Annotated in this window: 17 protein-coding genes and 1 pseudogene; 11 read left to right on the top strand and 7 right to left on the bottom strand. The window is 66.0% G+C overall.

The window, feature by feature from the left end:
* Nucleotides 1–119: 119 nt before the first annotated feature.
* Entirely contained in the window at nt 120–398 is a 279-nt protein-coding gene (locus tag ALC15_RS26260) for a PsiF family protein (protein WP_050629811.1), read from the bottom strand.
* Nucleotides 399–607: 209 nt separating this feature from the next.
* Between ALC15_RS26260 and ALC15_RS26255 the strand changes: the two genes are divergently transcribed.
* On the top strand, nt 608–1,099 hold the full coding sequence (locus tag ALC15_RS26255) for a hypothetical protein (protein WP_050629766.1): 492 nt from the start codon (nt 608–610) through the stop codon (nt 1,097–1,099).
* Nucleotides 1,100–1,166: 67 nt separating this feature from the next.
* Here ALC15_RS26255 and ALC15_RS26250 read toward each other — a convergent pair whose 3' ends face one another.
* The gene (locus ALC15_RS26250; protein WP_050629765.1) at nt 1,167–1,724 is read right to left on the bottom strand and encodes a TetR/AcrR family transcriptional regulator; all 558 of its coding nucleotides are present in this window, start codon (nt 1,722–1,724) and stop codon (nt 1,167–1,169) included.
* 174 nt (nt 1,725–1,898) lie between these two features.
* Between ALC15_RS26250 and ALC15_RS26245 the strand changes: the two genes are divergently transcribed.
* The 6 genes and pseudogenes from ALC15_RS26245 (at nt 1,899) to ALC15_RS26220 (ending at nt 5,812) form a co-directional block, all read left to right on the top strand.
* Nucleotides 1,899–2,333 carry an acyl-CoA thioesterase gene (locus tag ALC15_RS26245; RefSeq protein ID WP_050629764.1) on the top strand — a complete coding sequence of 145 codons (435 nt, stop codon included), beginning with the start codon at nt 1,899–1,901 and terminating at the stop codon, nt 2,331–2,333.
* 5 nt (nt 2,334–2,338) lie between these two features.
* Nucleotides 2,339–2,779, top strand: coding sequence for a PaaI family thioesterase (locus ALC15_RS26240; protein WP_050629810.1), 441 nt, complete (start codon nt 2,339–2,341; stop codon nt 2,777–2,779).
* A gap of 257 nt (nt 2,780–3,036) precedes the next feature.
* Complete coding sequence (locus ALC15_RS26235) at nt 3,037–3,423, top strand: CidA/LrgA family protein (protein WP_050629763.1); 387 nt, start codon at nt 3,037–3,039, stop codon at nt 3,421–3,423.
* The gene (locus tag ALC15_RS26230) at nt 3,420–4,142 is read left to right on the top strand and encodes an LrgB family protein (RefSeq protein ID WP_050629762.1); all 723 of its coding nucleotides are present in this window, start codon (nt 3,420–3,422) and stop codon (nt 4,140–4,142) included. Before ALC15_RS26235 ends, ALC15_RS26230 begins: the two co-directional genes overlap by 4 nt.
* A 219-nt stretch (nt 4,143–4,361) precedes the next feature.
* Nucleotides 4,362–5,098, top strand: a pseudogene (locus ALC15_RS26225) (sulfite exporter TauE/SafE family protein).
* Between the two features lie 36 nt (nt 5,099–5,134).
* Nucleotides 5,135–5,812 (top strand): DsbA family protein, encoded by a 678-nt coding sequence (locus ALC15_RS26220; protein WP_050629761.1) that lies wholly within the window; start codon nt 5,135–5,137, stop codon nt 5,810–5,812.
* On the opposite strand, the gene ALC15_RS26215 is transcribed toward ALC15_RS26220, so the two are convergent.
* The gene (locus tag ALC15_RS26215) at nt 5,809–6,423 is read right to left on the bottom strand and encodes a CGNR zinc finger domain-containing protein (protein WP_050629760.1); all 615 of its coding nucleotides are present in this window, start codon (nt 6,421–6,423) and stop codon (nt 5,809–5,811) included. The two genes, ALC15_RS26220 and ALC15_RS26215, sit on opposite strands and share 4 nt — an antisense overlap.
* Nucleotides 6,424–6,478: 55 nt before the next feature.
* Here ALC15_RS26215 and ALC15_RS26210 point away from each other — a divergent pair, with 55 nt between their 5' ends.
* Together ALC15_RS26210 and ALC15_RS26205 are read left to right on the top strand one after the other, a co-directional pair.
* On the top strand, nt 6,479–7,156 hold the full coding sequence (locus ALC15_RS26210; RefSeq protein ID WP_050629759.1) for an AzlC family ABC transporter permease: 678 nt from the start codon (nt 6,479–6,481) through the stop codon (nt 7,154–7,156).
* Nucleotides 7,149–7,451 (top strand): AzlD domain-containing protein, encoded by a 303-nt coding sequence (locus ALC15_RS26205; RefSeq protein ID WP_050629758.1) that lies wholly within the window; start codon nt 7,149–7,151, stop codon nt 7,449–7,451. The genes ALC15_RS26210 and ALC15_RS26205 overlap by 8 nt, the downstream gene beginning before the upstream one ends.
* A 10-nt stretch (nt 7,452–7,461) precedes the next feature.
* On the opposite strand, the gene ALC15_RS26200 is transcribed toward ALC15_RS26205, so the two are convergent.
* Together ALC15_RS26200 and ALC15_RS26195 are read right to left on the bottom strand one after the other, a co-directional pair.
* The gene (locus tag ALC15_RS26200) at nt 7,462–7,668 is read right to left on the bottom strand and encodes a hypothetical protein (protein WP_050629757.1); all 207 of its coding nucleotides are present in this window, start codon (nt 7,666–7,668) and stop codon (nt 7,462–7,464) included.
* 63 nt (nt 7,669–7,731) lie between these two features.
* The gene (locus ALC15_RS26195) at nt 7,732–8,619 is read right to left on the bottom strand and encodes a LysR family transcriptional regulator (RefSeq protein WP_050629756.1); all 888 of its coding nucleotides are present in this window, start codon (nt 8,617–8,619) and stop codon (nt 7,732–7,734) included.
* Nucleotides 8,620–8,740: 121 nt separating this feature from the next.
* Here ALC15_RS26195 and ALC15_RS26190 point away from each other — a divergent pair, with 121 nt between their 5' ends.
* The gene (locus ALC15_RS26190; protein ID WP_050629755.1) at nt 8,741–9,481 is read left to right on the top strand and encodes an SDR family oxidoreductase; all 741 of its coding nucleotides are present in this window, start codon (nt 8,741–8,743) and stop codon (nt 9,479–9,481) included.
* 49 nt (nt 9,482–9,530) lie between these two features.
* Nucleotides 9,531–10,430 carry an SDR family oxidoreductase gene (locus ALC15_RS26185; protein ID WP_050629754.1) on the top strand — a complete coding sequence of 300 codons (900 nt, stop codon included), beginning with the start codon at nt 9,531–9,533 and terminating at the stop codon, nt 10,428–10,430.
* Nucleotides 10,431–10,451: 21 nt separating this feature from the next.
* Here the strand turns inward: ALC15_RS26185 and ALC15_RS26180 are convergent, their stop codons facing one another.
* Both ALC15_RS26180 and ALC15_RS26175 read right to left on the bottom strand, forming a co-directional pair.
* The gene (locus ALC15_RS26180) at nt 10,452–11,534 is read right to left on the bottom strand and encodes a carboxylesterase family protein (RefSeq protein WP_050629753.1); all 1,083 of its coding nucleotides are present in this window, start codon (nt 11,532–11,534) and stop codon (nt 10,452–10,454) included.
* A 22-nt stretch (nt 11,535–11,556) separates the two neighbouring features.
* On the bottom strand, nt 11,557–12,528 hold the full coding sequence (locus tag ALC15_RS26175) for a S1C family serine protease (protein WP_050629752.1): 972 nt from the start codon (nt 12,526–12,528) through the stop codon (nt 11,557–11,559).
* Nucleotides 12,529–12,752: the final 224 nt, after the last annotated feature.

Raw genomic sequence — 12,752 nt, 5'->3', positions numbered from 1 at the left:
CGCCTTATGGCAAATTCGCAATCACGGGACAAATGCATCTCGCGATTGCAGCATTGCGCCCCGAATTCTCGGGGAATCCACCCTCCCCCTTCAGGGGAGGGTGGCAAGATCGTGCGATCTTACTTCGTTGCCGCCGGCGCGGCTGCGCCGCCGCCCGCCGCGTTCTTCTTGCACTCGGAGCGGAATTTCTTGCGCTCCTTGCCGTGCAGGCCCTTGGCGTCGGCCTCCTTCGAGCATTCCAGCGACTCGGCGGTACGCGGCTTGGCTTCCTTGGCCATCTTGGCGTCGGCCTTCGGAGCGGCGTCCTTGGCGGCGGGCGCGGCAGTCTGCGCGAAGGCGCCGCCGATCAGCAGCGCGGAGGCAAGGGCGGTCACGGTCGCAAGGGAGGAGATCTTCATCATGGGGCACCTCTGAGGAAAGGAGGCCGAAACGTTGCGCGGCGATGCTGAACCGTGGATGAACATGCGGTGGTCCCGCCGCCACAATATTTTAATGCTCGGGCGCGCCCGCACGTTGTCGCAAGTCGGGGTTGCGCTAGGATAATGGTCTTACGCCACTGCCCCCCAAGGGAAACCAGCGGGAAACCAGGGATGACGGGAGACCAGGGATGACCATTCAGACCAGATTGTTGTGTGTGATTGCGGTGTCGGGCTTTGCAGCCTTTGCGGCGAGCGCGCCGGCGCAAGCCCTGACCGCGCAGGAATGCAGCGCCAAGTACCAGGCGGCCAAGTCGGCCGGCACCCTCAACGGCCAGAAGTGGAATGATTTCCGCAAGGCGCAATGCGGTGCCGACGCAACCCCGGCTGCGGCGCCCGCCGCGCCGCCGCCCGCTGCTGCCGCGCCCGCACCGGCCGCGCCGAAGGTAGCCAAACGGGAAGCCGCTCCGGCCGCGGCACCGGCAATGCCGGCTGGACCCGCCGTGTTTCCGAACGCGGTCGATCCCAAATATGCCAAGGAGACCGAAGGCAAGCAGCGCATGCACAGCTGCCTCGACCAGTACAACGCCAACAAGACCACGGGCGGTAATGGCGGCCTGAAGTGGATCCAGAAGGGCGGCGGCTATTACAGCGAATGCAACAAGCGCCTGAAGGGCGCCTGAGCCCTTCGCGATGCGTCTTCGACCAAGCGGCCGGCGTCAGCCGGCCGCTTTTCTTTTGGCTGCGGCTCTACCGGCCTTCCGTAAGCAGCTTGTCCGCCGACTGCGCCAGCAGTTGCGCGCGCTTGCGCGGGCCGCGTTCGAGAAACAGCAGGCTCTGGCCGAAGATGAAGCAGTAGAACAGGAAGGCTTGGGCATCGGCCTCCTCGGTCGGCAGCCCGGTGGCGCGATAGAGCTGGCCGACCTGCTTCAGGCGCGCCGCATCGACACTCGCGGCGGCGGCGGCGGCGGCCTCGTCGGTGCGCGCCCATTGCCGGATCGCGAGCTCGACCGCCATGGCCTCGGTGTTCATGCGCTCCGAATAGAGCGTGATGATCGACTTCAGCCGTTCGCGCGCGCTCGCACCATCGAGGGCGGTCTGCTTCTCGATCGCGGCGATTCGGCCGTCGCGCCAGCGCGTCAGCATGGCCTCGAGCAGCGCGGCGCGATCCTTGAAGCGGCGGTAGAAGCCGCCCTTGGTGACGCCGAGATTCTTCGCCAGCACCTCGACCCGCACGCCGTCGACGCCGCTATGGGCGAGTTCGGCAAAGCCGGCCGCAACCCAGACATCGCCCTTGCTCTCAGTCATGTGATCTCCGCGGAGCCCAATGCGCGATCGGGTCATCGCGCATTAGTCGCTTGTTTGAGCACGATCTTTTCGGAAAACCGCTGCCACTTTTCCGGATCGTGCTTGATACGGTACCGTATTGCTAGCCCGCCTTGCGCTTGATACGCTACCGTATCACAATCGGGGAGGAGCAGGATGGAAGGCGAGGCGACCTATCGCGGCACGGTCTATCCCTGGCACTGCGACCACATCGGCCACATGAATGTCATGTGGTATGTCGGCAAGTTCGACGAGGCGAGCTGGAATATGTTCGCGCGGCTCGGCCTGACCCCCACCTATCTGCGCGAGTCCGGCCGCGGCATGGCCGCCGTGCAGCAGAACATCGCCTACAAGCGCGAGCTGCTCGCCGGCGACCTCGTCGAGGTCAAGAGCCGGCTGGTCGAGTTCCGCGACAAGTCGATCCGCATCCTGCACGAGATGCGCAACGCCGAGACCGGCGAGGTCGCCGCGACCTGCGAGATCGCGGCCGTGCATATCGACCGCGCCGCGCGCAAGGCGGCGCCGTTTGCGCCGGCGATCCGCTACGCGGCGATGCCGCATCTCGTCCCGTCAGAGCCCGCGATCGCATGACCGCGATGCCCCGCTTCGAGCCGAAGAATCCCAACTATCGCGCGGTTGCTGCCGAGACGTTCGCGCGGCAGCGCGCGATGCAGACGCTCGGGATCTCGATCGCACGCATCGAGCCGGGCGAGGTCGATCTCGCGATGGCCTATGCACCCGAGTACAGCCAGCAGAACGGCTTCGTGCATGCCGGTGTCATCACCGCGGGTCTCGACAATGCCTGCGGGATCGCGGCCTTCACGCTGATGCCCGAGGGCTCCGACATCCTCACCGTGGAGTTCAAGACCAATCTGCTGGCGCCGGCGCGTGGCGAGCGGTTCGTGTTCCGCGGCGTTGTGGTCAAGCCCGGCCGTACGCTGACCGTCTGCGACGGCCGCGCCTACGCGGTGCAGGACGGCATCGAGACGCTGGTCGCGACCATGAGCGGCACGCTGATGGCGCTGCAGCGGCGATAGGGGTAGGGGGAACGCACCGTTCCATCCACGTCATTGCGAGCGAAGCGAAGCAATCCATCGTTCCGCAAGGGGAGGAATGGATTGCTTCGTCGCTATCGCTCCCCGCAAATGACGGCGGTGATAGCCTCATAGCCTCTCGGCATATTGGAGCGGAAAACCGACGTGCCCAGCATTTACGCACCCATCTAAGATCGGCGCATTGACAAGCCTCCGTCGCACCGACCTGATAGGCGGATGTTTCGCGTGAGTGGCTTGTCATGATTGCCAGCCTCAGCCTGATCCTGCTTTGTCAGCTCGTCGGTGAGGTTGCCGTGCGCGCGCTCGCCGTGCCGGTGCCGGGTCCGGTGGTCGGCCTCGTGCTCCTGCTGTTGCTGCTTTTGGCGCGCGACCGCTATCCGGTGCTGGCGCGCGGGCCGCTCGGCAATGACGGCGTCGAGAGCGCGAGCCGCGGCATGCTCGCCAATCTCTCGCTGCTGTTCATCCCGGCCGGCGTCGGCGTGGTGCAGAAGCTCGATCTGCTCGCCGAGCACGGCATTGCGATCCTGGTGATCCTCGCGGTTTCGGTCATCGTCACGCTGCTGGCGACGGTCGCGACCTTCGTCGCAGCGAGCAGTGTCTTCTCGGGCGAGGACGAGACGCCGTGAGCGACAATCCGTTCTCGCTCTGGGTCTATCTCTCGCAGTCGCCGCTGCTCTGGCTGACGGTGACGCTCGTGACCTATGCCGTGACCGATGCGGTGTCGCTGAAGACGAGGCGGCATCCGCTCGCCAATCCGGTGCTGCATTCGCTGTGGATCATCGGCCTGTTCCTGCTGCTGACAGGGACCTCCTACACCACCTACTTTGCCGGCGCGCAGTTCGTGCACTTCCTGCTCGGGCCGGCGACGGTGGCGCTCGCGGTGCCGCTCTACGAGAACCGCAGGCGGGTCGCAGCGGCGGTGCTGCCGATGCTGGTTGCGCTCGCGGTCGGCTCGCTCACGGCGATCGTCTCGGTGGTGCTGCTGGCGCGGGCCTTCGGCCTGCCGCGGGACATCATCCTGTCGCTGGCGCCGAAGTCGGTCACGGCCGGCGTCGCGATGGGCATCAGCGAATCCCTGCATGCCGATCCCTCGCTGACCGCGGTGTCGGTGATCCTCACCGGCATCATGGGGGCGATCATCGTCACGCCGCTGATGAACTTCACCGGGATTGCCGACTTCCGCGGCCGCGGCTTTGCCGCCGGGATCGCCGCCCACGGCATCGGCACCGCGCGCGCTTTCCAGGTCGACGAGGTGGCCGGCGTCTTTGCCGGCATCGCGATGAGCCTGAACGCGCTGGTCACCTCGCTGCTGGTGCCGTTGGCCGTGACCTATCTGTTGCGCTGAGCATGATCCGGAAAAGTGGGGACCGGTTTTCCCTCGCGACAAAGCGGAACGCGTTTGCGCGGAGATCATGCTCAAATACAGAAAAGCCAGTTGCGGGACAATTTTGTGCTATAGGTATGGCGTTGGGCAGCAAATCCTTCTAGGGTTTCCGCTGCAAACGCGAGTCTGTTCCCCTTGGTCTTCTCCGCAACCCAGAGCGTGCTTGGGCTGGCATCGGGCATGCTGGTCGGTTTTTCGCTGGGCCTGGTCGGTGGCGGCGGGTCGATCCTTGCCGTGCCGCTGATGGTCTATGTGGTCGGGGTGCCCCAGCCGCATGTTGCGATCGGCACCTCGGCGATCGCGGTCGCCGCCAACGCCGCGATTAACTTGTCCAACCACGCCCGCGGCGGCACCGTGATCTGGTCCTGCGCGCTGGTGTTCGCGCTGTCAGGCATGTTCGGCGCTTTCGGCGGCTCGATCCTCGGCAAGATGCTGGACGGGCAGAAGCTGCTGGCGCTGTTCTCGATCGTGATGCTTGTCATCGCGGGCCTGATGCTGAAGACCCGCGCGCGGGTCGGGCTGACCGACGTCAAGATCTCGATGTCCAACATGCCCGCGATCATCGGTCTCGGGCTTGCCACCGGAACCATGTCCGGCTTTTTCGGCATCGGCGGCGGCTTTCTGATCGTGCCGGCCTGATGCTGGCAACCGGGATGCCGATCATGAACGCGGTCAGTTCCTCGCTGGTGGCCGTCACCGCCTTCGGCGTGACCACGGCCCTGAGCTATGCGTGGTCCGGGCTGGTATCATGGGGCCTGGCGGGGTTATTCATTGCCGGCGGCATCGCGGGTGGCCTGCTGGGCACGAGGAGCGCCCGGCACCTGTCGGAACGCCGCGGTGCCCTCAATATCGTATTTGCGACTGTGATTATCGTGGTGGCGATCTATATGCTGCTGCGTAACATCAATGTGTCCTGAACGTAGGAGGGCGAGGAGCCCTTCCGGAAGCCAGCCATGAAGCATCTGACGAAATCACCCCTCGACAACGCCGGCGCCACCCGCCGCGGCGCGCTCGGCCTCATCGGCGCCGGCATCGCGCTGCTGGTCGCGGGCGGCGCGCGCGCCGAGGACGAGAAGGTCCTGACCGAGGAGCAGGTGCTGCGCGATCCCGAGATTCCGGTGATTGGCAACCCCAAGGGCGACATCACGATCGTCGAATGGTTCGACTACAACTGTCCGTACTGCCGCAAGCTCGCGCCGGAACTCCGCCAGGTGGTGCAGGACGATGGCAAGGTCCGCCTGGTGCTGAAGGACTGGCCGATCCTCGGGCCGGTCTCGAAGGTCGCGGCGCGGATGGCGCTGGCGGCGAAGTACCAGGGCAAGTTCGAGGCCGCGCATGAGGCGATGATCTCGGTCAATTCGCGCATCACAGAGCCGCGCATCGCCGAGTTGCTCGCGGGCGCCGGCCTCGACATGGACCGGCTGAAGAAGGATCTCGACGCCAACGCCAAGGCGATCGACGCGATCCTCGCGCGCAACGACGAGCAGGCGCAGGCGTTCGGCTTCAACGGCACGCCGTCATTCATCGTCGGCAAGTATCGCGTGCCGGGCGTGCTCAGCATGGACCAGTTCGAGCAGGCGATCGCCGACGCCCGCAAGGCCAATATGGGCCGCAAGACCGAGCAGAATTAGCGCGAACCTCTCCGCTTGGCATAGGCGCGCCGGGCGCGCTCGCGATTGCCGCAGACTTCGCTCGAGCACCATCTGCGGGTCCGGTTCGGGCTCTCGTCGACGAAGAACCAGCCGCAGCCGTCAGCCTCGCAGCACCCGATCCGCCTGGCGTCGTCGGACGCCAGCAGCGCAGTCAGCGACCACAGCACCGGCCATAACGGCTCGCTCACGTCGCGCCCCGCGAAGGCGTGGCGATAGGCTCGATCCTGCCGCACGAGGTCGGGTTGCCGGGGCGCCGTCGAAAGCAACTGATTGACGAGGCGAAGGTCCGCACCGCGGCCGCCGCGCAGTGCGTCCGAGATGGTCCAGATGTCGCGGCGCAGATCATAGGCCTGCAGCATCGCAGCCGCGGCCTCATTGCTTGCCGAACGCGCCTTCAGCTTCCTGGTCGCTGCAAGCGGCAAGGTCCCGCGGCGTTCGCTCCAGGACAATAGCGCCGCATAATCCGGGATCAGCTCCTGCGGATCGTCCGAGGTGCGCCAGTCCAGCGTATTCGCGAAGTCAAGGCAGACCCGTCCACCGAAGAACTGCGTCGCTGCCGCGCGGGATCTCTTGACATCACGGCCTCTCACAAAGTCTAATCTAATGGTCATGACCATTACAATTGTCTCGCCACGAGCCTCAACGATGACCGCCGCCGGGTTCAGGCGCGGCCTGGTCGCGGCGCTGCCGTTCCTGCTCAGCAATGGCGCCGCCGGCCTCGTGATGGGACTGACCTACAAGGGGCTCGGGCTGGGGGCAGAGCACGCCATTCTGTTCAGCCTGCTGGTCTACTCCGCCACGGCGCAAGCGATCACGCTGAGCATGTGGGCTCATCCGCTGCCGGTCGTCGCCATGGTCGTCGCCTGCATTGCCACGAATTCGCGATACTTACTGATGGGCGCCCATCTGCGCCAGCTGTTTGGCGGCCTGGCCCCGCGCAAGATGCTGCCGACGCTGTTTCTGCTGGCGGATGCATCCTGGCTGATGACGAATTCAGATGCCGATCGCAACGGACCCGATGCGGGCTACCTGCTCGGATCGAGCATCCCGATGGCGATCGGCTGGGTCGGCGGCACCGCGCTTGCCTATGCCGCCCCGCTCGCGGCCAACGAACCGCTCAGGCTCGCCGCCGCATTGCTGCCGACGATGTTCATCGCGACCCTGCTGCCCAGCCAGTGGAAGAATGTGAGATCGCTCTGGCCGTGGCTGACCTCAGCCGTCGCAGCGCTGCTCGTGGCCCGGTTCGTGGATCCCAGCTGGTCCATGCTGATCGGAGGCGGGTGCGGCACGCTCGTAAGCATGATGGAGCGAAGCGATGGATGATTTGCGCGTGCTTGGCGTGATCTGCATCCTCGGCATCACATGCTATGCGATGCGCGCCGGCGGATACGTCCTTGCCGCGTCGATGCGCGATGATGGCATCGCCGCCCGGTTTCTCCGTCTTGCGCCCGGCAATCTGTTCATCGCATTCATTGTCGGTGGCTGCCTGTCGGGCGGGCTGGCAGGCCTTGTCGGCACCATGGTCGCGCTCGTGACCATGGCGATCACTGCGCGAGAATGGGCCGCGTTGGGCGCCGGGTTCGGCGCGGCCTTGGCCGCGTCCGCGATCGGATTGTGAACGTCGATCGTTACTTGGACGCGATCTTGTCCCATTGCTCGCGGGTGCGGGTCTTCAGCAGGTTCCAGTCATGCGCGGCAACGTCCCAATTGACGATGGTGCGCGTGTCCTGCGCGACCTCGCCATTGGCCACGCTCGACGTTCGCATCGAATCGGCGACATAGACGCCGCATACCAGCAGCAGCGCGCCCAGAATCATTCCGAAAAACGTCCGCATCACTTTATCCCTCCGGTGTCTGCGAGATAACGTTGGAGGGTTAGCTGTGGTTCCGGCGTTCGATCAACTGCGCGCGAACACCCGCATCACATAGTCGATGAACACGCGCACGCGCGGCGAGAGCTGGCGGTTGCGCGGATAGAGCAGGTTGACCGGCACCATTGGCGGCAGCCATCGCTGCAGCACCGCCACCAGCGTGCCGCTGGCGAGATCGGCTTCGGCGTGGAAGCGCGGCACCTGCACGAGGCCGAGGCCGAGCTTGGCGCTCGCCAGATAACTCTCGGGGCCGGTCACCGACATCGGCGCGGGCAGCGGAAATTGCTTCACGGCGCCGTCGATCACGAACTCCATCGGCCGCAAACGTCCCGTCGTCAGCGAGCGGATGCCGATCATGCGATGGCCGTCGAGCGCGAACGGATCGGTCGGCACACCGAAGCGCGCGAAATAGTCCGGCGTGGCGCAGGTCAGCCGCTCCAGCATCGTGACTTGCCGCGCGATCATGTCGCTGTCGGGCAGCTTGCCGAAGCGCAGCACGCAGTCGACGCCTTCGCGGATCAGATCGATGAAGCGGTCGCTCTCGCTCATGTTGATCTCGATATCGGGATATTCCGCAAAGAAGCCCGGCAGGTTCGGCAGCAGGAAGTGTCGCGCCAGCGTGCCCTGCACCTCGAGGCGAAGCAGCCCCTTCGGCCGCGCGCCGCCGAACGCACCCTCGGCGTCCTCGAGATCGGCGATCAGCGAAAGGCAGCGGCGGTAATGCGCCTCGCCGTCGAGCGTCGGGCGCACCGTGCGCGTGGTGCGCTCCAGCAGCCGCACGCCGAGCCGCGCTTCCAGCCCTTTTACCGCGTCCGTCACCGTCGAGCGCGGCAGCCCGAGATCGTCGGCAGCCAGCGAAAAGCTGCGCCGCTCGACCACCCGGGTGAACACACGCATCGCATCGAAGCGGTCCATCTATTGTCCGATAATGCCGAATAGTGATGCCAAAAGATGCACGATTATCCGGCCAATGCCAAGGCGTAGCGTCCTCCCATCGAGCGCGGCCCCCGGCCGCACAACTGATGGGAGAGCGAAAATGACCAACCAAACCAACAAGGTAGCTCTGGTGACGGGCGCCTCGCGCGGGATCGGCGCGGCGGTTGCCGAGCGCCTCGCCAGGGACGGCTTCACCGTCGTCATCAACTATTCCGGCGATGCCAGGCCGGCCCAGGCGGTGGTCGACCGGATCGAGGCCGCCGGCGGCCGGGCGCTGACCGCGAAGGCCGATGTCAGCGATGCCAACGCGGTGCGCGGCATGTTCGACGCGGCGGAAGCGGCGTTCGGCGGCGTCGACGTGCTGGTCAACAATGCCGGCATCATGAAGCTCGGCAGGATCGCCGACAGCGACGATGCGACCTTCGACCAGCAGGTCGCGGTCAATCTGAAGGGCTGCTTCAACACCATGCGCGAGGCGGCGCGCCGGCTGCGCAACGGCGGACGCATCGTCAACTTCTCGACCAGCGTGGTCGGCACCAGGCTCGAGAGCTACGGCATCTATGTCGCGACCAAGTCCGCGATCGAATCCTTGACCGCGATCCTGTCGAAGGAGTTGCGCGGCCGCGGCATCACCGTGAATGCGGTCGCGCCGGGCCCGACCGCGACCGATCTGTTCCTCAACGGCAAGTCGGACGAACTGATCGAGCGCTTCGCCAAGATGGTCCCGCTGGAGCGGCTCGGCACGCCCGACGACATCGCCTCCGCCGTGTCGTTCCTCGCCGGTCCCGACGGCTCCTGGATCAACGGCCAGACCCTGCGCGCCAATGGCGGCCTGGTCTGACGCTTTCAACCCAACACTCGTTCAACTCGTCATCGCAAGGACACGTGTCATGAAACAGGTCATCGTCATCACCGGCGCCTCGAGCGGCTTCGGCCGCCTCACCGCCAACGCGCTCGCCAGGGCCAGCCACACCGTCTACGCCTCGATGCGCCACACCACCGGCCGCAACGCCGCGGCGGTTGCGGATATCGAAGAGTTCGCGAGGGATAACAAGGTCGACCTGCGCTCGCTCGAGCTCGATGTCGGCTCGCAGGCTTCGGTCGATAAGGCCATCGCGCAGATTGTTGCAGAAGAAGGTCGCCTCGACGTCGTCATGCACAATGCCGGACACATGGTGTTCGGCCCGGCCGAAGCCTTCACGCCGGAGCAGCTCGCCGAGCTCTACGATGTCAACGTGCTCTCGACCCAGCGCGTCAACCGCGCGGCGCTGCCGCAGCTGCGCAAGCAGGGCAGGGGACTCGTGGTCTGGGTGTCGAGCAGCTCTTCGGCCGGCGGCACGCCGCCCTATCTCGCGCCGTACTTCGCGGCGAAGGCCGGCATGGATGCGATGGCGGTGATCTATGCCCGCGAGCTCGCGCGCTGGGGCATCGAGACCTCGATCATCGTGCCCGGCGCCTTCACCGGCGGCACCAACCACTTCGCGCATTCCGGCCGTCCTGCCGACGAGGCGCGGGTTGCCGAATACGAAGCCGGTCCCTATGCCGGCTTTGGCGAGGAGATCATGAAGGCGTTCGCGGCGATCGTGCCCGAGGATGCCGATGCGTCGCTGGTCGCGGACGCGATCGTCGAGGTGGTCGACACGCCGTTCGGCAAGCGGCCGTTCCGCGTCCACGTCGATCCGACCCAGGACGGTGCCGAGGTCGCCTTCGGCGTGATCGACCGCGTCCGCAACGAGATGCTGCACCGGGTCGGCTTTTCAGACCTGCTCAAGCCGCGGATGAACGAGTAAGGCAAAGCGGCCGGCGGCGCATCATACGCCGTCGGCACGCTCGCCGTTCAGCCACCGCAAGATCTCCGAGTTGATTTCGCGCGGATAGGTGTGGCTGAGATCGTCGATCTCGCGATAGGTCACCCTGGCGCCTGCGGCCGACAGCAGGCCCTGGGTCTGCCGCGCGGTCTGCACCGGGAACATCCAGTCGAGCCGGCCATGGGTGATGAAGATCGGCAAGCCGCGCAGCCGATCCGCATCGGCCATTTCCGCCATCAGCGGATGGAAGGTCGCCGCGACCGGCGCCAGATGCGTGAAGCGCGACGCGCCGTCGAGCCCGGTGACATAGCTGAAGGTGCCGCCGTCGCTCATGCCGGTCAGCAGCATCCGTGTCGCGTCGATATTCCAGCGCGCGTGCACCTGGTCGAGAATGCGATTGAGGTTCGGCGTGTCGGTGTCCTCGCCCATCAGCGCCCAGGTCTGGCCGGTCGCGGTCGGCGCCACCAGGATGGCGCCGCGGCTGCGCGCGTCACGCAGCCAGCTCCACAGGAAGCCGCGGCCGTTGCCGCTGCCGCCATGCAGCGCCATCACCAGCGGCCAGGCGCGATCCGGCGTGTAGTATTCCGGCACGTACATCGAGAAGCCGCCGCGGCTGCCCGGTTCGTTGTGCTCATGAAAGATGCCGGTGTCGTCGTTCGGCGTTGCCGCGAGCTTTGCCTGCAGCCCAGGGTCCTCGCGCAGGTCGGGCGCGATGAAGAAGCCGCTGACCGGCGGCAGCTCGGTCAGGGGATAGAGCGCCTCCTGTGCGCGCGGCAGATAGCGCAGCGCGCGGAATATGCCGACGAGGTCGCCTTCGCCGTTCTGCACCGCGCGCAGTCCCGCATAGCCGGCCAGCGCCGCGTCGATCGCCGCCTCCAGCGCGGTCTTGATGTGCGTGAATTTCTCCGGCCAATCGGCCAGCCGCGGCCGCACCGCCTGCAACGCTTTCTCGGGCTCGCCCGCGATCTGCATCACGCGATCGAAGTCCGGCGGGTTGAGGTTGCGCGCGACAAAGGACAGCGATTCCAGCGTCTGCAACAGCGGCGGCAGCACGGCCACGATATCGTCAACCACGGCCTCGCTCATCGCCGCTGCCTCTCGTTCTGTATCAATGCAGTTGCGGCGCCTTCAACAGCTTCATGCGGTCGATCGAGGTCAGTGTCACATCGAAGGTGACGCCCTCGTGATAGACGGTCAGCGGCACGTCGACGCCGGCGGTACCGAGCGACCAGAGCTTGCGGTAGAAGCCGGTCTGGCTCGTCACCTTGTCGCCGGCGACCGCGAGGATCACGTCGCCGGTCTTCAGCTCGGCGCGCGCCGCCGGCCCCTTGCTGGCGACGCCGACCACTACGAGGCGGTTGTCGATCTCGGTCGTGTACATGCCGAGCCACGGCCGCGCCGGCCTGTCGACGCGGCCGAACTTGCGCAGGTCGTTCAGCACCGGCTTGAGCAGATCGATCGGCACGATCATGTTGACATGCTCGGCGCGGCCCGAGCGTTCGCGCTCGAGCTGCAGCGAGCCGATGCCGATCAGCTCGCCGGCATTGTTGATCAGTCCGGTGCCGCCCCAGTTTGGATGCGCCGGATAGGTGAAGATCGCCTCGTCGAGCAGATATTCCCAATAGCCGGCGAATTCCTGCTTCGCCGCGATCTGGCTTGCGACCGAGCGCGTGCGGCCGCCGGCGCCACCGAGCACGACATTGTCGCCGACCTGCGTTGCCGCCGACGAGCCGATCCGCAGCGGATCGATGTCCAGCCTGCCCAGCGCCTGCACCAGGCCAAAGCCGGATTCGAAATCGAAGCCGAGCGCGTGCCCCTCGACCGCGCGGCCGTCGCCGAGATGCAGCCACACCGTGGCGGCTTCGGTGATCAGATAGCCGATCGTCAGCACCAGCCCGTCGTCGATCAGCACGCCGTTGCCGGTGCGTTCGGTGCCGAGCGTCTCGGCGCTGAACGCATCGGGCGGAATGATCGAATGCAGCCCGACCACGCTCATCAGTGCACGATCGAGGTCATAGCGGTAATCTTCGGGGCGAGGCTGAAAGGCCGCTGGCACTTTCGGTTCGGTCGTGGAAGGCATCCGGGATCTCCTGGCGTGCAGGGCGCTGGAACCCCAAGCTAATCCGAGGTTCTGCCGGCAGGGAAGATGAAATGATATACCCTGCGCGGCGGCCTGCACAGCTCATCTGGCGTGCAGACCTGCCCCTCGCAAGATAGATGAATCTATTCGCTTCTGGAGCGCGCCGAGATCTGTCGTCGCGCCTTAGCTTCTTGTTTGGGCATGATCTCCGCGCAAACCCGTTC

The sequence above is a fragment of the Bradyrhizobium viridifuturi genome (assembly GCF_001238275.1).
Classification (GTDB): domain Bacteria; phylum Pseudomonadota; class Alphaproteobacteria; order Rhizobiales; family Xanthobacteraceae; genus Bradyrhizobium; species Bradyrhizobium viridifuturi.
Note: the sequence above shows the minus strand (reverse complement) of the source record. Positions and strands in the feature narration are given on the sequence as shown.

Coding starts and splice junctions, on each gene's coding strand:
- ALC15_RS26260 (WP_050629811.1), bottom strand. CDS start 398: ATGAAGATCTCCTCCCTTGCGACCGTGACCGCCCTTGCCTCCGCGCTG.
- ALC15_RS26255 (WP_050629766.1), top strand. CDS start 608: ATGACCATTCAGACCAGATTGTTGTGTGTGATTGCGGTGTCGGGCTTT.
- ALC15_RS26250 (WP_050629765.1), bottom strand. CDS start 1,724: ATGACTGAGAGCAAGGGCGATGTCTGGGTTGCGGCCGGCTTTGCCGAA.
- ALC15_RS26245 (WP_050629764.1), top strand. CDS start 1,899: ATGGAAGGCGAGGCGACCTATCGCGGCACGGTCTATCCCTGGCACTGC.
- ALC15_RS26240 (WP_050629810.1), top strand. CDS start 2,339: ATGCCCCGCTTCGAGCCGAAGAATCCCAACTATCGCGCGGTTGCTGCC.
- ALC15_RS26235 (WP_050629763.1), top strand. CDS start 3,037: ATGATTGCCAGCCTCAGCCTGATCCTGCTTTGTCAGCTCGTCGGTGAG.
- ALC15_RS26220 (WP_050629761.1), top strand. CDS start 5,135: ATGAAGCATCTGACGAAATCACCCCTCGACAACGCCGGCGCCACCCGC.
- ALC15_RS26210 (WP_050629759.1), top strand. CDS start 6,479: ATGACCGCCGCCGGGTTCAGGCGCGGCCTGGTCGCGGCGCTGCCGTTC.
- ALC15_RS26205 (WP_050629758.1), top strand. CDS start 7,149: ATGGATGATTTGCGCGTGCTTGGCGTGATCTGCATCCTCGGCATCACA.
- ALC15_RS26200 (WP_050629757.1), bottom strand. CDS start 7,668: ATGCGGACGTTTTTCGGAATGATTCTGGGCGCGCTGCTGCTGGTATGC.
- ALC15_RS26195 (WP_050629756.1), bottom strand. CDS start 8,619: ATGGACCGCTTCGATGCGATGCGTGTGTTCACCCGGGTGGTCGAGCGG.
- ALC15_RS26190 (WP_050629755.1), top strand. CDS start 8,741: ATGACCAACCAAACCAACAAGGTAGCTCTGGTGACGGGCGCCTCGCGC.
- ALC15_RS26185 (WP_050629754.1), top strand. CDS start 9,531: ATGAAACAGGTCATCGTCATCACCGGCGCCTCGAGCGGCTTCGGCCGC.
- ALC15_RS26180 (WP_050629753.1), bottom strand. CDS start 11,534: ATGAGCGAGGCCGTGGTTGACGATATCGTGGCCGTGCTGCCGCCGCTG.
- ALC15_RS26175 (WP_050629752.1), bottom strand. CDS start 12,528: ATGCCTTCCACGACCGAACCGAAAGTGCCAGCGGCCTTTCAGCCTCGC.